At 71.2% G+C, this 19712-nt stretch carries 21 protein-coding genes; 14 read left to right on the top strand and 7 right to left on the bottom strand.

What is annotated here, in order from left to right; genetic code table 11:
- Positions 1–24 precede the first annotated feature (24 nt).
- On the top strand, positions 25–687 hold the full coding sequence (locus DKL51_RS02895) for a gamma carbonic anhydrase family protein (protein ID WP_109943764.1): 663 nt from the start codon (positions 25–27) through the stop codon (positions 685–687).
- On the opposite strand, the gene DKL51_RS02890 is transcribed toward DKL51_RS02895, so the two are convergent.
- The gene (locus DKL51_RS02890; protein WP_260428352.1) at positions 639–1370 is read right to left on the bottom strand and encodes a TetR/AcrR family transcriptional regulator; all 732 of its coding nucleotides are present in this window, start codon (positions 1368–1370) and stop codon (positions 639–641) included. The two genes, DKL51_RS02895 and DKL51_RS02890, sit on opposite strands and share 49 nt — an antisense overlap.
- Positions 1371–1548: 178 nt before the next feature.
- Here DKL51_RS02890 and DKL51_RS36090 point away from each other — a divergent pair, with 178 nt between their 5' ends.
- From DKL51_RS36090 to DKL51_RS02880, 3 genes are all read left to right on the top strand, one after another.
- Positions 1549–2898 carry a transaminase gene (locus DKL51_RS36090; RefSeq protein ID WP_243422286.1) on the top strand — a complete coding sequence of 450 codons (1350 nt, stop codon included), beginning with the start codon at positions 1549–1551 and terminating at the stop codon, positions 2896–2898.
- Positions 2895–3674 (top strand): SDR family NAD(P)-dependent oxidoreductase, encoded by a 780-nt coding sequence (locus DKL51_RS02885; protein WP_243422287.1) that lies wholly within the window; start codon positions 2895–2897, stop codon positions 3672–3674. The genes DKL51_RS36090 and DKL51_RS02885 overlap by 4 nt, the downstream gene beginning before the upstream one ends.
- 61 nt (positions 3675–3735) lie before the next feature.
- Positions 3736–4812, top strand: coding sequence for a PIN domain-containing protein (locus DKL51_RS02880; protein ID WP_109943767.1), 1077 nt, complete (start codon positions 3736–3738; stop codon positions 4810–4812).
- Between the two features lie 5 nt (positions 4813–4817).
- Here the strand turns inward: DKL51_RS02880 and DKL51_RS02875 are convergent, their stop codons facing one another.
- On the bottom strand, positions 4818–5051 hold the full coding sequence (locus DKL51_RS02875; RefSeq protein ID WP_123827013.1) for a hypothetical protein: 234 nt from the start codon (positions 5049–5051) through the stop codon (positions 4818–4820).
- Between the two features lie 155 nt (positions 5052–5206).
- On the opposite strand from DKL51_RS02875, the gene DKL51_RS02870 reads away from it, so the two are divergent.
- Positions 5207–5539 (top strand): nuclear transport factor 2 family protein, encoded by a 333-nt coding sequence (locus DKL51_RS02870; RefSeq protein ID WP_109943768.1) that lies wholly within the window; start codon positions 5207–5209, stop codon positions 5537–5539.
- A gap of 45 nt (positions 5540–5584) precedes the next feature.
- Here DKL51_RS02870 and DKL51_RS02865 read toward each other — a convergent pair whose 3' ends face one another.
- Together DKL51_RS02865 and DKL51_RS02860 are read right to left on the bottom strand one after the other, a co-directional pair.
- The gene (locus tag DKL51_RS02865; RefSeq protein ID WP_165823066.1) at positions 5585–6328 is read right to left on the bottom strand and encodes an N-acetyltransferase; all 744 of its coding nucleotides are present in this window, start codon (positions 6326–6328) and stop codon (positions 5585–5587) included.
- Between the two features lie 121 nt (positions 6329–6449).
- Positions 6450–7046 (bottom strand): TetR-type transcription factor C-terminal domain-containing protein, encoded by a 597-nt coding sequence (locus DKL51_RS02860; RefSeq protein ID WP_109943769.1) that lies wholly within the window; start codon positions 7044–7046, stop codon positions 6450–6452.
- A 187-nt stretch (positions 7047–7233) separates the two neighbouring features.
- Here DKL51_RS02860 and DKL51_RS02855 point away from each other — a divergent pair, with 187 nt between their 5' ends.
- The 7 genes from DKL51_RS02855 to DKL51_RS02825 all read left to right on the top strand — a co-directional run bounded on the left by DKL51_RS02855 (position 7234) and on the right by DKL51_RS02825 (position 13350).
- Entirely contained in the window at positions 7234–8016 is a 783-nt protein-coding gene (locus tag DKL51_RS02855; RefSeq protein ID WP_109943770.1) for an SDR family oxidoreductase, read from the top strand.
- Positions 8016–8798, top strand: coding sequence for an SDR family oxidoreductase (locus tag DKL51_RS02850; RefSeq protein WP_109943771.1), 783 nt, complete (start codon positions 8016–8018; stop codon positions 8796–8798). Before DKL51_RS02855 ends, DKL51_RS02850 begins: the two co-directional genes overlap by 1 nt.
- Positions 8795–9778: an NADPH:quinone oxidoreductase family protein gene (locus DKL51_RS02845; RefSeq protein ID WP_109943772.1), complete on the top strand. Its 984-nt coding sequence runs from the start codon at positions 8795–8797 to the stop codon at positions 9776–9778. Before DKL51_RS02850 ends, DKL51_RS02845 begins: the two co-directional genes overlap by 4 nt.
- Positions 9779–9865: 87 nt before the next feature.
- On the top strand, positions 9866–10621 hold the full coding sequence (gene fabG, locus DKL51_RS02840; RefSeq protein ID WP_109943773.1) for a 3-oxoacyl-ACP reductase FabG: 756 nt from the start codon (positions 9866–9868) through the stop codon (positions 10619–10621).
- Positions 10622–10637: 16 nt separating this feature from the next.
- Entirely contained in the window at positions 10638–11090 is a 453-nt protein-coding gene (locus tag DKL51_RS02835; RefSeq protein WP_124811690.1) for a MaoC family dehydratase, read from the top strand.
- Positions 11087–12115 (top strand): phosphotransferase family protein, encoded by a 1029-nt coding sequence (locus DKL51_RS02830; protein ID WP_207783774.1) that lies wholly within the window; start codon positions 11087–11089, stop codon positions 12113–12115. Before DKL51_RS02835 ends, DKL51_RS02830 begins: the two co-directional genes overlap by 4 nt.
- A complete protein-coding gene (locus DKL51_RS02825; protein WP_109943775.1) occupies positions 12115–13350 on the top strand; it encodes an acyl-CoA dehydrogenase family protein in 1236 nt (411 codons plus the stop codon). Before DKL51_RS02830 ends, DKL51_RS02825 begins: the two co-directional genes overlap by 1 nt.
- A gap of 80 nt (positions 13351–13430) precedes the next feature.
- On the opposite strand, the gene DKL51_RS02820 is transcribed toward DKL51_RS02825, so the two are convergent.
- The 3 genes from DKL51_RS02820 to DKL51_RS02810 all read right to left on the bottom strand — a co-directional run bounded on the left by DKL51_RS02820 (position 13431) and on the right by DKL51_RS02810 (position 16184).
- Positions 13431–13730, bottom strand: coding sequence for a DUF1330 domain-containing protein (locus DKL51_RS02820; protein WP_109943776.1), 300 nt, complete (start codon positions 13728–13730; stop codon positions 13431–13433).
- Between the two features lie 119 nt (positions 13731–13849).
- Positions 13850–15373: a glycerol kinase GlpK gene (gene glpK / locus DKL51_RS02815; protein WP_109943777.1), complete on the bottom strand. Its 1524-nt coding sequence runs from the start codon at positions 15371–15373 to the stop codon at positions 13850–13852.
- Positions 15374–15416: 43 nt separating this feature from the next.
- A complete protein-coding gene (locus DKL51_RS02810; RefSeq protein WP_109943778.1) occupies positions 15417–16184 on the bottom strand; it encodes an IclR family transcriptional regulator in 768 nt (255 codons plus the stop codon).
- A 200-nt stretch (positions 16185–16384) separates the two neighbouring features.
- On the opposite strand from DKL51_RS02810, the gene glpK (DKL51_RS02805) reads away from it, so the two are divergent.
- Positions 16385–17902, top strand: a complete 1518-nt coding sequence (gene glpK, locus DKL51_RS02805) for a glycerol kinase GlpK (RefSeq protein ID WP_109943779.1) — start codon at positions 16385–16387, stop codon at positions 17900–17902.
- A gap of 79 nt (positions 17903–17981) precedes the next feature.
- Complete coding sequence (locus tag DKL51_RS02800) at positions 17982–19706, top strand: glycerol-3-phosphate dehydrogenase/oxidase (RefSeq protein WP_109943780.1); 1725 nt, start codon at positions 17982–17984, stop codon at positions 19704–19706.
- The last annotated feature ends 6 nt before the right edge of the window (positions 19707–19712 follow it).

The following is a 19712-nucleotide window of genomic DNA, read 5'->3' as shown; positions in this document are numbered from 1 at the left end:
CCGCGCCGACGAGAGGCGCCATCCGTGCTGATCACCCGGAACGGCGTGAGTCCCGACATCCACGCCACCGCCACGATCGCCGAGACGGCGGCCGTCATCGGTGACGTGACGATCGGCGGCGGTGCCTATGTCGACCACGGCGTCGTCATCGAGAGCGGCGGGCCTCCCGTCGAGATCGCCGCCGAGGCGATCGTCTTCGCGGGAAGCGTGATCCGCGCGGTGGGTGGGCGCGGCCGGCCCGCCTTTCCCGTCCGCATCGGCACCCGCACTCTGGTCTCTCCACTCTCCGCACTCACCGGCTGTGCGGTCGGGCGGCACTGTTACCTGGCCACCGGTGCGATCGTGCTGCAGGGTGCGGCCGTCGGTGACCGGAGCCGGATCGGTGCCGGGGCGATCGTGCACGCGGGAACCGTGCTGCCCGAGGAGACGCGCATCGGCATGCGCCACATCGCAGCGCCCACCCGCGACGGCTACCTGAGCACCGCCGACGTCGAGCAGGCGAGGAAACTGGCGGGCGCGGACTTCTTTGATATCGCTTTCGCGACCACCGAGGCCGACCAGGGACGGCTCCACGACCAGGTGATGGCCGCGTTGCTGGCTGAGGTGCACGGCTGGCGGGACGTCTCGGCGGAACCTCCTCAGTGGCCCCGCGCCGCGGAAACGGTGGCACGTAACCCTTCGAGGTAGGTCTCCAGGACCGTCCGGAACACCTCGTTCTCGTCCTCGAGGGCGGTGGCCACCTGGGGAAGACCCGGCGACTGCTTCCCGAGGTGCCGGGTGCCGTAGACTCGCAGGCCGATCGCGACGTCCAGCTCCTGTTGCTCAGGGGAGAGGCTGAGCAGGGCCGCGGTGATGCCGATGTGCCCGAGGACGACCTCGGCGAAGGCCCGGCAGTGACGGGCGGCGGCGTCCGGTTCAAGTCCCGCCTTCGTCAACTCGGCGGTGATCGTGTCGACGAGCCGCATCTCGGCCGCACCGCCGGTGAAGCGTGCTGCCGACTGGGCCCCGAGCGCAGGACGCGCCAGGTAGGCCCGCCGCATGGACCAGGCGGCGCTGCGGAGGGTGTCCAACCAGCTCGTGCCCGGCTCGATCCCGGCGACCGCGTCGGCCATGAGCTGGTCGCCCATGGCGAGCAGGAGCTCGTCCTTGTTGCGGAAATGCCGGTAGAGCGCGGTGGGGTCGGCCCCGAGCGCACGCCCGAGGCGGGTGAGCGTCAGGACGGACGTCCCCTCGCTGTCGGCCAGTCGCATGGCCGCGTTCAGGATGACCTCGCGCGAGAGCGTCGCCCGTCTCCTCGCCCCTGACGAGCGAGTGGGCCCGGACGTTGGCTCCGGGGAGGTCCCGGGTTCGGTCTTGGCCTGCTTCGCCATCGGAGACCGTCCTCCTCGTCGTGGTCCTGCAGGTGTCAGCAGATCACACCGCCGCTCGCGACCCATACCTGGCCACGGCGGCAGCGACTTCATGTCAATGCCATTGTCAGCGCCGCTGACAGTGCGCTAGATTCCGGCGACCCCGCTCGCCGTCTCCACCTCGTCTCCTGGAGGACCCATGGACCGCCGCCGGCTCACCTCCCTGTTGGTACGCGAGCGCGACAGCTATGTCCGACGGAATCCGCGGTCGGCGGCGGCGTACGCGCGGGCCGAGCACCTGTTCGGTCGGGTGCCGATGACCTGGATGAACAAGCAGGCCGCCGGCTTCCCGCTGTACCTGGACTCCGCACGCGGCAGCCACGTGGTGGACCTCGACGGCCACGGCTACGTCGACCTGTGCCTGGGCGACACCGGCGCCATGGCGGGACACAGCCCGGCCGCGGTGACGGAGGCGGTGACCCGGCGGCTGGCCACCCTCGGCGGAGCGACGGCGATGATGCCGACCGAGGACGCCGAGTGGGTGGGCGCCGAGCTGACCCGCCGGTTCGGTCTGCCCAGGTGGAGCTTTTCGCTGACCGCCACCGACGCCAACCGGTGGGCGATCCGGTTGGCGCGCGCGGTCACCGGCCGGCCGAAGATCCTCGTCAACAGCTACTGCTACCACGGCAGCGTGGACGAGTCGCTCATCGTGGTGGGGGAGGACGGCGAGGGGGCCAGCCGGCCGGGCAACGTCGGCGCACCGTGCGACGTGACGCTGACCAGCCGGGTGGCGGAGTTCAACGACGTCGAGGGGCTGGAGCGGCAACTCGCCCACGGCGACGTCGCCGCCGTCCTCATGGAGCCGGCGCTGACCAACATCGGCATCGTGCTGCCCGAGCCGGGCTACCTGGAGGCCGTGCGTCGGCTGACCCGTCAGCACGGCACCCTGTTGATCAACGACGAGACGCACACTTTCTCCGCCGGCCCGGGTGGCTGCACGAGCGCGTGGGAGCTGGCGCCGGACATCGTCACCATCGGCAAGGCCATCGGCGGCGGCGTACCCATCGGCGCGTACGGCCTCTCCGCCGAGCTGGCCGACGCGATCCTCGGCCGCGACGACCTGGACCTGGTCGACATGGGCGGCGTGGGCGGGACGCTGGCCGGCAACGCGCTGTCGGTCGCCGCCGCGCGAGCCACCCTCGAACACGTGCTCACCGACTCCGCGTTCGCGCAGATGACGGAGCTCGCGACGAGCTTCACCGATGCGGTCACCACGGTCATCGAAGCGCACGACCTGCCGTGGTCGATCAGCCAGCTGGGTGCTCGTGCGGAGTACCGGTTCGTCCGCCCGGCGCCGCGCGACGGGACCTCCTCGGCGCGGGCGGCCGACGCCGACCTGGAGGACTACCTGCACCTGTACCTGGCCAACCGGGGGGTGCTGCTCACGCCGTTCCACAACATGGCGTTGATGTCGCCCGCGACGACCGCCGCGGACGTGGACCACCACTCCCAGGTGTTCGAGGCGGCCGTCGCGGAACTCCTGGCGTGAGCGGCGCGCAGCCCCTGGCGGGACACGTCGCGCTGGTCACCGGCAGCGGCAGCAGCAGCGGCATCGGCTTCGCCTGCGCGCGGCGGCTCGGGATGCTGGGCGCCCGCGTCGCGCTGACGTCCACCACCGAGCGGGTGCACCTGCGGGCTGCCGAGCTCGAGGCCGAAGGCATTCCCGCCACCGGCCGCGTCGCCGACCTCACCGACCCCGACCAGGCCGCGGGCCTGGTCGCGGCGGCGGTCGCCGACCACGGCCCGGTGACCATCCTGGTCAACAACGCCGGAATGACCTCCCTCGCCAGCCCGGAGGGCCCGGTCGCCACCACCGAGATGAGCGACGAGCAGTGGGAGCGCGGCCTGCACCGCAACGTCTCCACCGCCTTCTACGTCAGCCGCGCCGCCCTCCCGGCGATGCGCGACGCCGGGTACGGGCGCATCGTGAACGTCGCCTCCACCTCCGGCCCGGTGTCGGCGTACCCGAACGACGCGGCCTACCACGCGGCCAAGGCGGCGATGCTCGGGCTCACCCGGGCCCTGGCGGTCGAGACGGCGTCGCGGGGTGTCACCGTCAATGCGGTGGCGCCGGGATGGATCGCCACCGGCTCCGCCACCGAGCATGAGCTGGCGGCCGGTCGGCGGACGCCGGTCGGCAGGTCCGGTACGCCGGAGGAGGTGGCGGCCGTGGTCGCGTTCCTGGCCGCCCCGGACGCCGGCTACGTCACCGGGCAGCTGATCATCGTCGACGGTGGCAACTCGATCGCCGAGGACCACACCTGACGGCGCGCAGGGCGGGCGAAGTCCTCGGTGGCTGAGGCGGACCGGGCGTAGGGTGGCTCGCGTGGATCACGAAGACCGGATCGCCCTGTTCCTCGACTACGAGAACCTCGCGTTGGGGGCACGCGATCACCTCGGCGGCATGGCCTTCGACTTCCGCCCCGTCGCCGACGCCCTCGCCGAGCGGGGGCGGGTGGTGGTGCGTCGCGCGTACGCCGACTGGTCCTACTTCGACGAGGACCGCCGGATGCTCACCCGGTCCCACGTCGAACTCATCGAGATACCGCAGCGCATGGGCGCGTCGCGCAAGAACGCGGCCGACATCAAGATGGCCGTCGACGCGGTGGAACTGGCCTTCGAGCGCGAGTACATCTCGACGTTCGTGATCTGCACCGGCGACAGCGACTTCACCCCGCTGGTCCACAAGCTTCGCGAGCTCAACAAGCGCGTCATCGGCGTCGGAGTCGAGAAGTCCACGTCCGCACTGCTCCCGCCCGCCTGCGACGAGTTCCTCTACTACGACCGGTTGGAGGGACTCGACCTCGCTCCGACGCGCGGCCGGCGCGGCCGCCCGGCCCGGCAGCCGGCGCCCGAGCCGCAGCAGGTGGAGCAGGAGCCGGAGCCCCAACCGGAGGTCGAGGAGCCGGTACGCGACGTCGACACGCTCGCCGTCTTCGTGGCCCAGACCGTGGCTGGCCTGCAAGGCAGCTCCAGCGGCGAGGTGACCGCCTCGACGCTGAAGCGCACCCTGCTCCGCAAGGACCCGACCTTCAGCGAGTCGGACTACGGGTTCCGCGCCTTCGGTGAGCTCCTGCGCCACCTCGCCGCGCACAACGTCATCGAACTGGCCGAGGGCCCCGCCAAGGGCGACCCCGAGGTCTCCCTGCCCGAGCATGGCGATCGGGAGGTGGCGTTCGGGCTCCTGCGCAGCGTGGTCACGGACCTGGCCGGTGACGACGGCGAGGTGCCGCTGTCCGGCCTGAAGAACCAGCTTCGTCGGGTGCGGCCGGACTTCAGCGAGAAGAAGCTCGGCTACCGCAGCTTCCTTCAGTTCTGCAAGGCGGCCGCCACCAGCGGCGTCGTGCATCTGCAGTGGAGCCCCGAAGCGGACGACTACCTGGTCACGACGCGACCATCGTGACCGGCTTACTCTTCATCCTGCTTGTCCATCCCGCCGGTGGCTTCGTAATGCCAGCCGTTGTCGGCGCGCCGATCCCTGCGGTACTCCACGTACCAGGTGCCGTCCCGGCCCTGGTGGGTGAATTCCACAACTTCGTCGGGATTGCCTAGTTCCTGGGTCGTGCCATCGAGTGGCCCGCCGTGCAGATGCGCAACAGAACCAGCCATGTCCTGTCGGCTACCCACGGCGGCGCGCTCCATGCGGGCCACCTGATGCCGGGTCGGCTGTTCTCGCGCTGCTGACTCGTGGCGGCGCTCCGTGCGACGGGTGCCCCGCGGAGCGGCCGAGGTGCGAGGCGGGCGTGGCGGGGTAAGCGTGCGGCCGATGAATCCAGCGGGACGCTGAGGAGAGCCATATGACAGTCACCCTTCCCGACGTGGTCGCCCGCTACTACCGGGTGATCGGCGAAAACGACATCGACGCCTTCGTCTCCTGCTTCACGGACGACGCGATCGTCGCCGACGAGGAGCGGACCTACGACGGCCCGGCGGCGATCCGGGCCTGGCGCGAGCGGACCGCCGCCGAGTACGACTACAAGGCCGTACCGGAAACGGTGGAGGAGGAGGCCGGCGGCAACTTCGTGGTGACCACCCTCGTCTCAGGCACCTTTGCGGGCAGCCCCGTCCGGCTGCGCCACCGCTTCACCATGCGGGACGGCCTGATCGGCGCCCTGGACATCCGGCCGTAGGAAGATGGCGGAAGAGCGACTCGGCGTGGAGTGCCGTCGTGGTCGCTACAGCCGGTGCCGGACCCAGACGTTGGGCTCGACGTAGACGGCGTGATCGTGCGCCACGTCGCAGAGCACCGGCACGAGCGCCCCCGGCACATGCACCGGTCCGCTGGTGTCGAAGGGCAGGCCGGTCCAGCGGCGCCAGTCGGCGAGCGTCCCGGTGATGGCCATCGACCGCGGGGCGACGCGTTCGATCCGTCCGCCGGCGCGGACGTGTACCCGCAGCCACGGGTCGACCGGCAGGCCGTCCGGGCGGACCCGCGTCACGTACTCGGTCATCGGCAGGTCGGGCTGGGTGTGCTTGCCGCTCGGGCGGACCGGCGCGACCAGCGTGTCGTACCCCAGTTTCCCGACGGCCTCCCGCATGGCGGTGAGCATCAACCCGGACAACCCGCTCCCGCGCCGGTCGGGTCGGATGCAGATCTCGATGGCGGAGACGATGTTCGGGGTGGCGCCGGTGAGGCGTTGGATGGTGGCCCGCTGGATCACCCGGTCCCAGCCGCCGTCCGGAAGCTCCGGCTCCGTCCAGCGCAACGGCACCGCGTACGCCCGGGCGACGGCGCGTCCGGGGTCGGCGGGGTCGACGGCGGCGAACACGAACTCGGGATACAGGTCGTGGGCGATGTTGTAGTACACCGCGCCCATCGGATCCCAGAGCATGAACTGCGGCCACGCCCCGTCGAAGTCCTCGTCGAGCAGCGGGGCGAGGTCGGGGCGGTCCGCCAGGGTCACGATGTCCAGGGTCACGGCGGAAACGTAGAGCGCCGAGCGGTGCGGTGCACGTCAATTTCGCGGTCTGGTCCACATCGAGCGGGTGGTCGAGGGCTTCCTCGTCCGCGCCACGAACGCCCGGATCCGGGCGTACCGCTCAGCGAGCGCCGACGACGCGGAGCGCCATCTCGGCGTAGTGAGTGGCGAGGTACTCGGGGCTCCAGTCGCCGTCGTGGCGGTACCACCGACCGAGGTCGATGCCGAGTGACAGCAGGGCCGCGGCCGCCACTTTCGGGTCCGGGGCGTCGAAGACCCCGGCGGCGACGCCTGCCTCTACGAGCTGACGGATCGCCTGGTCGATGCGGTGGCGGAGTTCGCGGATCTCGGCGAGATGCTCGGGTCTGAGTGCGGCCAGCTCGTAGTTCACGACGCGCGTGCTGGTGTGGTCGCGGGCGTGGAAGACGACGAAGTCGTGGACGACCCGGCGTAGCGCCGTGGCCGGGTCGTCGGATGACGCGATCGCGTCCTGCACCAGCCGGAGCACCTGGTCGTGTCCTGACCGCGAGATCAGGTAGAGCAGCTCCTCCTTCGATTTGTGGTGCACGTAGAGCGCGGCTGGGCTCAGCCCGGCCGCGGCGGCGATGTCGCGTGTTGTCGTGGCGTGGAAGCCTCGCTCGGCGAACGCGCTGACGGCCGCCTCCAGCAGCCGCGCGCGGGTCGCGTCGGCGCGGGATTGCTCGGCGGTGTCGGTCAACGCGCGTCCATCCTTTCTCCCTCAGCCTCGCCCGGCATTGATATCACGGCCGCCGACGGACGAGGCGGACAACTTCCGCCGGGTCAGACCTGTTGACGCCGGCCGTCGAGCTGTCGCACACTCCACCAATGTATCGTAAGCAAGCGCTTAGTAACCTCGTAGGGGTCATCGTGCCGGAGCGTCTGTCATGACCACACGGGGTGGCGAACCAACAGCCACGTCAACGAGGTTCAGCGGACGGACCGCGATCGTCACCGGTGCCAGCCGGGGCATCGGCCTGGCCATTGCCGAGCGGCTGGTCGCCGAGGGTGCCAAGGTCGTCATCACCGCCCGTAAGCAGGAGGCGCTCGACCAGGCGGTCGCCCAGCTCGGCCCCGAGCACGCGCTCGGCGTCGCCGGCCACGCCGACGATGTCGACCACCAGGCCGAGGTCGTCAGGCGTGCAGTCGACACCTTCGGCAGCGTCGATCTGCTGGTCAACAACACCGGTATCAACCCGGCGTACGGCCCGATGGTCGAGATGGACCTGGCGGTGGCCCGCAAGGTCTTCGACGTGAACTGCCTCGCCGCCCTGTCGTGGGTGCAGCAGGTCCATCGGGGCTGGATGAAGGCGCACGGTGGCGCCGTGGTCAACGTCTCCTCGGTGGCCGGCCTCCGGCCCGCGCCCGGCATCGGCTTCTACGGCGCCAGCAAGGCGATGCTCGCCCACATCACCCAGCAGCTCGCCGTGGAGCTCGGGCCGGACATCCGGGTGAACGGCGTCGCGCCGGCTGTGGTGAAGACGAAATTCGCCACCGCCCTCTACGAGGGTCGGGAGGAGCAGGTCGCAGCGGCGTACCCGCTCAAGCGGCTCGGCGTCCCGGAGGACATCGGCGGCGTCGTCGCGTTCCTGCTCTCCGAGGACGCTGCCTGGATGACAGGTCAGCTGCTGGTGGTCGACGGCGGCGTCACGCTGACCGGAGGTGCCTGATGCCGGTACAGGACAAGGGCGTCGTCGTCACCGGCGCCGGCCGTGGCATCGGCCGTGCTCTGGCCACCCGACTCGCTGCTGAGGGAGCGCGGGTCGTCGTCAACGACCTCGACGCCGAGGCAGCCGTCCGGGTGGCCGAGGAGATCGGCGGCTACGCCGCTCCCGGCGACGCCGCCGGCGAGCAGGGTGTCGCCGCGCTGGTGGACGCCGCCCGAGGCCACCTGGGCAGCATCGACATCTGGTTCGGGAACGCCGGAATCGATCGTGGCCACGGGCTGGGTGCCACCGAGGAGGACTGGGCAGCCATCCATGAGGTGAACGTCATGGCGCACGTGCGGGCCGCGCGACTGCTGGTACCCGCATGGGTCGAGCGCGGCTCGGGTCGGTTCGTCATGACCGCGTCCGCGGCCGGGCTGCTCACCATGATCGGCAGTGCCACCTACTCGGTCAGCAAGCACGCCTGCGTCGCCTTCGCGGAGTGGCTGTCGATGACCTACCGGCACCGGGGAGTCGTGGTGCAGGCGATCTGCCCGCAGGGCGTCCACACCCGAATGCTCGACAACGCCGGGCCGCTGCAGGAGTTGCTCAGCCACGACGCGGCGCTCGCACCCGAGGACGTCGCCGAGGCCACGTGGCAGGCCCTCCACGACGACCGGTTCCTGGTCCTGCCGCATCCCCAGGTGGCCAGCTACTACGCGCACCGCGCCGCCGACACCGACCGCTGGCTGAACGGCATGAACAAGCTCCAGCGACGACTCGAGGACCAGGGGGCAGTCCGATGAGAGCATGGCGGGTCGCCGAGCTCGGTGAGCCCCGCGACGTGCTGCGGCTCGTCGACGTGGCCGACCCGGAGCCGGGCCCCGGGCAGGTGGTGGTGAAGGTGCTTGCCTGTCCGGCCAACTTCCCCGACGTTCTGATGTGCCGTGGCGAATACCAGGTCAAACCGGAGCTTCCGTTCACCCCGGGTGTCGAGCTGTGTGGCGAGGTGGTCGCGCTCGGGGAGAGCGTTGACGGGTTCGCCCTCGGCGACCGCGTGCTCGGCGGCGCGGTGCTGCCGTTCGGCGGATTCGGTGAGCTCGCGCTGCTGAATGCGGCGACCACGTTCCCCGCGCCCGCGGAGCTCGACGACGCCGAGGCGGCGTCTCTCTACATTGGGTACCAGACCGGCTGGTTCGGCCTGCACCGTCGGGCCGGGCTGCGCGCGGGCGAGACGCTGCTGGTGCACGCCGCGGCCGGCGGCGTCGGCAGCGCCGCGGTCCAGTTGGGCAAGGCGGCCGGCGCTCGGGTGATCGGCGTCGTGGGTGGTCCGGAGAAGGCGGCGGTGGCCCGCGCACTGGGCGCCGACGTGGTCGTGGATCGCCGCGACGAGGACTTCGTCGAGGTGGTCAAGGCCGAGACGGGCGGCCGGGGCGCCGACGTCGTCTACGACCCGGTCGGCGGCGAGACCTATCAGCGTTCGACCAGGTGCATCGCCTTCGAGGGTCGGATCCTCGTGGTCGGCTTCGCCGGTGGTCACATCCAGTCCGCCGCGCTCAACCACGCCCTGGTGAAGAACTACTCGATCGTCGGCCTGCACTGGGGCCTCTACCACCGCTACGACCCGCCAGCCGTCGCCGAGTGCCATCGTGCCCTCACCGCATTGGCCGCGCAGGGCACCGTACGACCCCTGGTCAGCAATCGCCTCGCGCTCGACGAGGTGGCCGGCGGGATGCAGGGGCTTGCCGACGGCCGCACCGTCGGCCGCGTGGCGTACGTCTCGTGAGCACCCCCGGCCTGTCCCAACGGCCGACCACGGCCGCAGCCCCGTGCTGACCTGTCACATCCCGCACCCACCGAGGAGTCGACCCCTATGACCACCACCCGCACCGCCGTCGTCACCGGAGCGGCCCGAGGCATCGGCGCCGGCGTCGCGAAGCGGCTCGCCCGGGACGGCTTCGCCGTCGCCGTGGTCGACCTGGACGAAACGGCGTGCAAGCCGGTCGTCGAAGAGATCGAAGCCGGCGGCGGCCGAGCCCTGGCCGTCGGCGCCAACGTCGCGGACGAGCAGGCGGTGCAGGCCGCCGTGGCCCGGATCGCCGAGGAACTGGGCGAGCCCACCGTGCTGGTCAACAACGCCGGCATCACCCGGGACAACCTGCTGTTCAAGATGACCGCCGACGACTGGGACGCGGTCATGAACGTGCACCTGCGTGGCTCGTTCCTGATGACCCGCGCCGTGCAGGGCTACATGACCAAGGCCGGTTGGGGCCGGATCGTCAACCTGTCCAGCACCTCGGCCCTGGGCAACCGCGGACAGGCCAACTACGCGGCGGCCAAGGCCGGGCTGCAGGGCTTCACCAAGACGCTCGCGTTGGAACTCGGGAAGTTCGGTGTCACCGCGAACGCCATCGCCCCGGGCTTCATCGAGACCGACATGACGGCCACCACCGCAGCGCGGATCGGCATGTCGTTCGACGATTTCAAGAACGCCGCCGCGGCGCAGATCCCGGTCGCCCGCACCGGCAAGCCGGAGGACATCGCGCATGCGGTGTCGTTCTTCGTCAGCGAGGGTGCCGGCTTCGTGTCCGGCCAGGTGCTGTACGTCGCCGGCGGGCCGAAGGCCTGAGCGGAAAGGAAAGATGATGAAGGTCTTCCACGGCGTCGAGGAGCTGGAGCAGGCTGTCGGCACCCACCTCGGCTACTCCGACTGGCACACCGTCACGCAGCAGCAGATCGACGCCTTCGCTGAGGCGACCGGTGACCGCCAGTGGATCCACGTCGATCCCGAGAAGGCGGCGCACGGCCCGTTCGGCAGCACCATCGCGCACGGGTACCTCACCCTGTCGCTGGTGCCGATGCTGGTCTGGCAGGTGTACCAGGTCGAGGGGCTGACCATGGGTGTGAACTACGGCGCCAACAAGCTCCGCTTCCCATCTCCGGTCCCCGTCGACTCCAGGGTGCGTGCCGGAGTGGAGCTGCTGTCGCTGGTGCCCGCCCGCGATGGCTACCAGCTGACGGCGAAGGTGACGATCGAGCGGGCCGGTGCCGAGAAACCGGCCTGCGTGGTCGAGACCGTCAGCATCCTGGTGCCGTGATCGCCCCCGCACGGCAGAACCCACTGGGCCTCGACCTGGCCCGGCTCTCCGACTGGTTCGCCGCCTCGGTGCCCGGGGCGGCCGGGGGTCTGACCGCCCGGCTGATCGCCGGCGGAAAGTCCAACCTCACCTACGAGGTCAGTGACGGACGGAAGAGCTGGATCGTCCGGCGGCCGCCACTGGGGCATGTGCTGGCGACCGCGCACGACATGACCCGGGAGTACCGCGTCATGTCGGCGCTGCAGGCCACCGACGTGCCGGTGCCGGCGACCTACGCGCTCTGTTCCGACGTCCAGGTGCTGGGTGCACCGTTCTACGTGATGGAGCGGGTCGACGGTACGGCGTACCGGCACGCGGCCGAACTCGATCGGCTCGGCCCGGACCGTACCCGGGTCATCTCGACCAGGCTCGTCGACACCCTGGCCGCCCTGCACGCGGTCGACCCGGCGGCCGTGGGGCTGGCGGACTTCGGCCGGCCCGAGGGCTTCCTGGCCCGGCAGGTGCGTCGCTGGAAGAAGCAGCTCGACGCCTCGTACTGCCGGGATCTGCCGGCCGCCGACGAGCTGCACGCCCGCCTGGCGTCCGGCGTGCCGACCGGGTCCGCGCCGGGCATCGTGCACGGCGACTACCGCCTCGACAACGTCCTCACCGACGACCGTGACCGCCTCGCCGCCGTCATCGACTGGGAGATGGCCACCCTCGGCGACCCGCTGACCGACCTGGCGCTGCTGGTGCTCTACCAGCGTCTCGGCCGGCTCGTCGGCACAGCGGTGGCCGACGCGTCCTCCGCGCCCGGCTTTATGACCGAGGACGAGATCCTCGAGCGGTACGCCGCACGCAGCACCCGCGACCTCCCGCGACTGGGCTTCTACCTCGGCCTGGCGGCCTTCAAGCTGGCCGCGATCCTCGAGGGCATTCACTACCGCCACCTGCGTGGCCAGACCGTCGGCTCCGGCTTCGAGCGCCTCGGCGAGGTCACCGAGCTGCTGCTCGACGCGGGCCTGACCTACCTGAAGGAGCACTGATGGACTTCGCCCTGGACCCGAGGACCGAGGGGCTGCGCGACAACCTCCTGGACTTCATGGACACCCACATCTACCCGGCCGGGCACGCCTTCCACGAGCAGCTCGGGCAGCTCGGCAACCGCTGGGCCTGGGACTCGGTGCCCGTGCTCGCGGAGCTGCGCGCCGCGGCGCGGAAGCGAGGGCTGTGGAACCTCTTCCTGCCGGGCGAGCACGGGGCCGGCCTCACCAACCTGCAGTACGCCCCGCTCGCGGAGATCACCGGGCGCAGCCACCTGGCGCCCGCCGCCCTGAACTGCGCCGCCCCGGACACCGGCAACATGGAGGTGCTGGCGATGTTCGGCACCGAGCAGCAGCGGAAGCTGTGGCTGGAACCGCTGCTGGAAGGTGAGATCCGGTCGTCGTTCGCCATGACCGAGCCGGACGTGGCGTCCTCGGATGCGACGAACATTTCCACCCGGATCGAGCGGGACGGCGACGAGTACGTCGTCAACGGCCGCAAGTGGTGGATCACCGGTGCGATGAACCCGAACGCCCGGATCTTCATCGTCATGGGCAAGACCGACCCGAACGCCGAGCGGCATCGCCAGCAGTCCATGGTGCTGGTCCCGCGGGACACCCCGGGCCTGGAGATCAAGCGGGGCATGGAGGTGCTGGGGTACGACGACCACGACCACGGCGGGCACGCCGAGCTGGAGTTCCACGACGTACGCGTGCCGGTCGAGAACCTGATCGGGGGCGAAGGCGATGGCTTCGCGATCGCCCAGGCCCGTCTCGGTCCCGGCCGCATCCACCACTGCATGCGCTCGATCGGGGTCGCCGAGCAGGCCGTCGAGCTGATGTGCGCCCGCGCCGAGCAGCGGACCGCCTTCGGCAAGCCGCTGGCCGAGCAGGGGGTGATCCGGGACTGGATCGCCGAGTCCCGGGTGCGGATCGAGCAGCTGCGCCTGCTGGTGCTCAAGGCGGCCTGGTTGATGGACACCGTCGGCAACAAGGGCGCGCACACCGAGATCCAGGCGATCAAGATCGCCACCCCCGCGGCCGTCCAGTGGATCCTCGACAAGGCGATCCAGGTGCACGGCGCCGCTGGCCTCTCCCAGGACTTTCCGCTGGCCGGCGCCTATGCGCGCATCCGCACCCTGCGATTCGCCGATGGACCCGACGAGGTGCACAAGAACGCCTTGGCGCGCCACGAACTGCGTCGCCAGGCCGCCGCGAGGCGGAACAGCCCTGCCTGACCACACCACGTGCACGTCGTATCCGCACTGACGCTCGCCGCCAGGCGGGAAGCCGTCGTGACGCTGGGACAGGTCGCGGCTCAGCGGCGCGCGGGGATCCCGTCGACCAGCAGGACGACACCCTCGGTGGCGGCCTCCCGGTCGCGGGAAATCTCGCGGTACTCCGGGGAGGTGGACCAACGTTCGAAGTCCTCCCGGCTGTCGAACGCCATGAGGATCACCTTGTCGTACGGCCAGGTCCCTTCCACCACCCGCGGCGACTCGTCGGTGGCCAGGAGCCGTCCGCGGTAGCGGAGCAGGACGGGCATGAACGCGGCGACGTAACGGTCGTACCGCGGTCGATCGTGGATGGAGATCTGCGCGAGGGCGTAGACGGGCATGGACACATGTTACCGGCCGGTAAGTTGGCTGCGGCGACCGGTTGGACCTCGCTTCGGCCCCGTAGTTCCGGAGGCGGACGACAAGGTGCTGACCGGGCGGCGCGCGTCCAGCGGGTCGGTCATGCGTTGGCGGCCCGGGCCTCGGGCTTGATCCAGCCGAAGGTGCGCTCCACCGCGCGCTGCCAGTTCTCCCGTTCCTCGGCGCGGATGGCGTCGTCCATCTTCGGCACCCAGCGGGCGGCGAGGTGCCAGTTGCTGCGCAGCCCCTCCAGGTCGGGCCAGTAGCCGACCGCCAGCCCGGCGGCGTACGCCGCGCCGAGGGAGACCGTCTCGGCGGCCATCGGGCGCACCACCGGCACCGCCAGCACGTCGGCCACGAACTGCATCAGCAGGTTGTTCGCGGTCATCCCGCCGTCCACCCGCAGGGAGGTCAGCTCCAGGCCGGAGTCGGCGTTCATCGCGTCCACCACCTCGCGGGTCTGCCAGCCGGTGGCCTCCAGCACCGCGCGGGCCAGGTGCCCCTTGGTGATGTACGAGGTGAGGCCGACGATCACCCCGCGCGCCTCGCTGCGCCAGTGCGGCGCGAACAGCCCGGAGAAGGCCGGCACGATGTAGCAGCCGCCGTTGTCGTCCACCGTGCGGGCGAGGGTTTCGATCTCCGGCGCGGTGCTGATCAGCTCCAGCTGGTCGCGGAACCACTGCACCAGGGAGCCGGTGATCGCGATGGAGCCTTCCAGGGCGTAGACGGCCGGCTCGCCGCCGATCTGGTAGCCGACGGTGGTGAGCAGCCCGTGGCGGGAGTGCACCGGCTCCGCGCCGGTGTTGAGCAGCAGGAAGCTGCCCGTGCCGTAGGTGCACTTGGCGTCGCCCGGCGCGAAGCAGGTCTGGCCGAACAGGGCGGCCTGCTGGTCGCCGAGTGCCGCGGCGATCCGCACGCCGGGCAGGACGGCGGTGGCGGTGCCGTACACCTCCGACGAGGAGCGGATCCCGGGCAGCATGGCGACCGGGATCCCGAAGAAGGCCAGCGAGTCCGGGTGCCAGCCGAGCGTACGCAGGTCCATCAGCATGGTTCGGCTGGCGTTGGTCACGTCGGTCAAGTGCAGACCGCCGTCCGGGCCGCCGGTGAGGTTCCAGATCAGCCAGCTCTCCATCGTCCCGAAGAGCACCTCGCCACGCTCAGCCCGCTCGTACAGCCCGGGCGTCTGGTCGAGCAGCCAGCGCAGCTTCGGGCCGGAGAAGTACGTGGCAAGTGGCAACCCGCAGCGCTGCCGGAGGTCCTCGGCGCCGGGCGCCCGGGCCAGCGTCTCCACCAGCTCGTCGGTCCGGGTGTCCTGCCAGATGATCGCCGGCGCCACTGGTACGCCGGTGTGTCGGTCCCACACCACGGTGCTCTCCCGCTGGTTGGCGATGCCGATCGCGGCGACCTGGCCCGCGACGATGCCGGCCTCGGCGAGGGCCCGGGGCACCACCTTCCCGACGTTGCGCCAGATCTCCAGCGCGTCGTGTTCCACCCAGCCGGGCCGGGGGAAGTGCTGCTGGTGCTCCCGCTGCGCCACCGAGACCAGGTTGCCCCGCCGGTCGAACACGATGCAGCGGGTCGAGGTGGTGCCCTGGTCGATGGAGACGACGTAGCTGTCAGTCATTCCTCGTCCTCTCTGGCGCGGACGGCGGGGCAGGGTGGACGGATCACCAGCGCGCCGCGCCGAGATCCCGGGACACCGCGCGTGCGGCGTCGCGGACGTACGCGACGAGCGTCGGGCGGGGGCGGCCCTGCCCGTCGCAGACGCGGTCGACCGGACCGGAGAGCCCGATCGCGCCGACGACGAGGCCGCCGTAGCCTCGGATGGGCGCGGCGATACCCGCCTCGCCGAGGGTCATCTCCTCGATCTCGGCGGCCCAGCCGTTGTCCCGGATCTCGGTGAGCGCCCGGGTGAGGGCCCGAGCGGTGACCAGCGTGCGCCGGGTGTACGGCTCGGGTTCGCCCCGCATGACCGCGTTGGCCGCGCCGACGTCGTAGGCGAGCAGGACCTTGCCGAGCGCGGTGGCGTGCGGGGGTAGCAGGGACCCGACGTCGAGGGTCTGCAGGGTGTCGTCGGGCCGGAAGACGTGGTGGACCACCAGCACCTTGCCGTCCAACAGGGTGCTGACGCGGACGGCCTCGCCACTGCGCGCAGCCAGCGGGTCGGCCCAGTTGATGGCGCGTGAGCGCAGTTCGTTGACGTCGAGGTAGCTGGTGCCCAGGTGCAGCAGGGCCGCCCCGAGCTGGTACTTGCCGGAGGTCTTGTCCTGCTCGACGAAGCCGACGTCCTGCAGGGTGCGGACGATGCCGTGCGCGGTGCCTTTGGCCAGGTCGAGGGACCGGGCGATCTCCCCGATGCCGAGCCGGCCGGAGCTGCTGGCCAGCAGCCTGAGGATCGCCGCTGCCCGCGCGATGGACTGCACCTGACCGGGCATGGGGCCGAATGCTAGCCCCGTTCCGGCTGCCGCAACAGTGTTCGACATTGTCGACCGCGGTTCGTTGACCCGGCCGCGAGGGTTTCCTACGTTCACCGCACGGCGGCGTTCCCTACCGCCAGTTATCGACCGAGCTCGCCCGCGCCTCCGGCATCCGCCGACCCGCATCCTCGCGACGGACACAGAAGGAGACACCCGGCATGGCTGACTTCGTCGGCGCGGTAGACCAGGGCACCACCAGCACCCGCTTCATGATCTTCGACCACGGCGGCAACGAGGTGGGGCGTCACCAGCTCGAACACCAGCAGATCCTGCCGCAGGCCGGCTGGGTGGAGCACAACCCCCTCGAGATCTGGGAACGGACCCAGACGGTCATCCAGACCGCGATGAACGCCCGTGGCCTGGTCGCCTCCGATCTGGCCGCGCTCGGCATCACCAACCAGCGCGAGACCACCGTGGTGTGGAACCGCCGGACCGGCCGGCCCTACTACAACGCCGTCGTCTGGCAGGACACCCGCACGGACCGCATTGCCTCATCCCTGCAACGCGACGGCAGGGGCGACGTCATCCGGTGCAAGGCCGGCCTGCCGCCGGCGACGTACTTCTCCGCGGGGAAGATCCAGTGGATCCTCGAGAACGTCGACGGGGTCCGGGAGGCCGCCGAGCGGGGCGAGGCCGTCTTCGGCAACACCGACACCTGGCTGCTGTGGAACCTCACCGGCGCCACCGAGGGCGGGGTGCACGTCACCGACCCCACCAACGCCAGCCGCACCATGCTCATGAACCTGGAGACGCTGGACTGGGACGACGAGCTGCTGTCGTTCTTCACCATCCCCCGGGCCATGCTGCCGCGGATCCGGCCGTCGTCGGACCCGCGCTCGTACGGCAGCACCGTGCCGCACGGCCCCTTCACCGGCCCGGTCCCGTTGACCGGCGACCTGGGCGACCAGCAGGCCGCCACGGTGGGGCAGGTCTGCTTCGCCCCGGGCGAGGCGAAGAACACCTACGGCACGGGCAACTTCATGCTCCTCAACACCGGCACGGAGATCGTACGGTCGAGGGCCGGGCTGCTCACCACGGTGGGCTACCAGTTCGGCGACGAGGCGCCGGTATACGCGCTCGAAGGCTCGATCGCGGTCACCGGTTCGGCCGTGCAGTGGCTGCGCGATCAGTTCAAGGTCATCAGTAGCGCGGCGCAGAGCGAGATCCTGGCCCGTCAGGTGGAGGACAACGGCGGGGTCTATTTCGTGCCCGCGTTCTCCGGCCTGTTCGCCCCGTACTGGCGCTCCGACGCCCGCGGCGCGATCGTCGGTCTCTCCCGGTTCATCACCGACGCCCACCTCGCCCGGGCCACCCTCGAGTCCATCTGCTACCAGAGCCGCGACGTGGCCGAGGCCATGGAGCAGGACTCCGGGGTGCACCTGGAGTGCCTCAAGGTCGACGGCGGCGTCACCGTCAACGACCTGTGCATGCAGCTGCAGGCGGACATCCTCGGCGTGCCGGTCAGCCGACCGGTGGTCGCGGAGACCACCGCGCTCGGTGCCGCGTACGCCGCCGGCCTCGCCGTCGGGTTCTGGAAGAACACCGATGAGCTGCGCGAGAACTGGAAGGAGAGCCGGCGCTGGCAGCCGGCCTGGTCGCCGGAGCAGCGCGAGAACGGCTACGCCCGGTGGAAGAAGGCGGTCCAGCGCACCCTCGACTGGGTCGACGTCGGCTGACGCCGCCCCCCGCAAGGATCCGGGCGGCCGGCGCCCGCCGCCGATCACCCTCCACCCCGATGCAGGAGAGAGAAGACGGATGCATTCCGCGACACTGTCACCGGCCGCCCGCGAGCGGTCCCTGGCCGCCCTCGGCAGCGGCCAGGAACTGGACGTCCTGGTGATCGGCGGTGGCGTCACCGGCGCCGGCTGCGCCCTCGACGCGGTCACCCGCGGCCTGTCCGTCGGGCTCATCGAGGCCCGCGACTGGGCCAGCGGCACGTCGAGCCGGTCCAGCAAATTGATCCACGGCGGCCTGCGCTACCTGGAGATGCTCGACTTCGGGCTGGTCCGCGAGGCTCTGCGCGAGCGGGGCCTGCTGCTGCAGCGGCTCGCCCCGCACCTGGTGCGGCCGGTGCCGTTCCTCTACCCGCTGCGCCACCGGGGCTGGGAACGGCTGTACGCCGGCGCCGGCGTGCTGCTCTACGACACGATGAGCCTGTCCGGCGGCCACGGGCGCGGGGTGCCGGCCCACCGGCACCTGAGCCGCCGCGGGGCGTTGCGCGCATGCCCGTCGTTGCGACCCGAGGCGCTGGTGGGCGCCCTGCAGTACTACGACGCTCAGGTCGACGACGCCCGGCTGGTGACCTTCCTCGTCCGCACCGCCGCCGCGCACGGGGCGCACCCGCTGTCGCGGGCCCGCGTGGTGGGTTTCCTGCGCGAGGGTTCCCGGGTCACCGGAGCACGGGTGCACGACCTGGAGACCGACCGGGTGTTCGAGGTGCGCGCCCGGCAGGTCATCAACGCCACGGGGGTGTGGACCGCCGACACCCAGGCTCTCGTGGGCGAGCGTGGCCAGGTCCAGGTGCGCGCCTCGAAGGGCATCCACCTGGTGGTGCCGCGCGACCGGATCCGGTCGCGCACCGGCCTGATCCTGCGTACCGAGACCAGCGTGCTGTTCGTGATCCCGTGGGGCCGACACTGGCTGATCGGCACCACCGACACCGACTGGGACCTGGACAAGGCGCATCCCGCGGCGACCAGCCGGGACATCGACTACCTGCTGGAGCACGTCAACCAGGTGCTGGCCACCCCGCTGAGCCGCGACGACGTCGAGGGTGTGTACGCCGGCCTGCGCCCGCTGCTGTCCGGGGAGCCCAATGCGACCGCCAAGCTGTCGCGCGAGCACACCGTGGTCAGCCCGGTGCCCGGACTCGTGATGGTGGCCGGCGGCAAGTACACGACGTACCGGGTGATGGCGCGCGACGCCGTCGACGAGGCCGTGCGCGGCCTCGGCGGCGCAGTTCCCGCCTCGTGCACCGACGTCGTGCCACTGCTGGGCGCGGAGGGCTCCGTCGCCCGGTGGAACCAGCGCCGGCGGCTGGCGCAGCAGTACGGCCTGCACGTCGCGCGCGTGGCGCACCTGCTGCGCCGCTACGGTGCCGCCGTCGACGAGGTGCTGGCGCTGCTGCGGGAGGACCCCACGCTCGGCGAGCCGCTCGACGGTGCGGAGGACTACCTGCGGGTGGAGGTCGTCTACGCCGCGTCCGCCGAGGGAGCGCTGCACCTGGAGGACGTGCTGACCCGGCGCACCCACATCTCGATCGAGAGCTTCGACGGGGGCCTGACGGCCGCCCGGCCGGCGGCGACGCTGATGGCACCGGTCCTTGGCTGGGACGACGCGCGGGTCGACCGGGAGGTGGCGCACTACGTGGCGCGGGTCCGGGCCGAGCGGGCCGCGCACGAGCAGCCCGACGACGTGGCGGCCGACGCCGTCCGGCTGGGCGCGCCCGACGAGGTGCCGGCGGCGGTCGTGGCGGCCTGAGCCGGC

The organism is Micromonospora globispora, assembly GCF_003857015.1.
GTDB classification, from domain to species: Bacteria; Actinomycetota; Actinomycetes; order Mycobacteriales; family Micromonosporaceae; genus Micromonospora; species Micromonospora globispora.
Note: the sequence above shows the minus strand (reverse complement) of the source record. Positions and strands in the feature narration are given on the sequence as shown.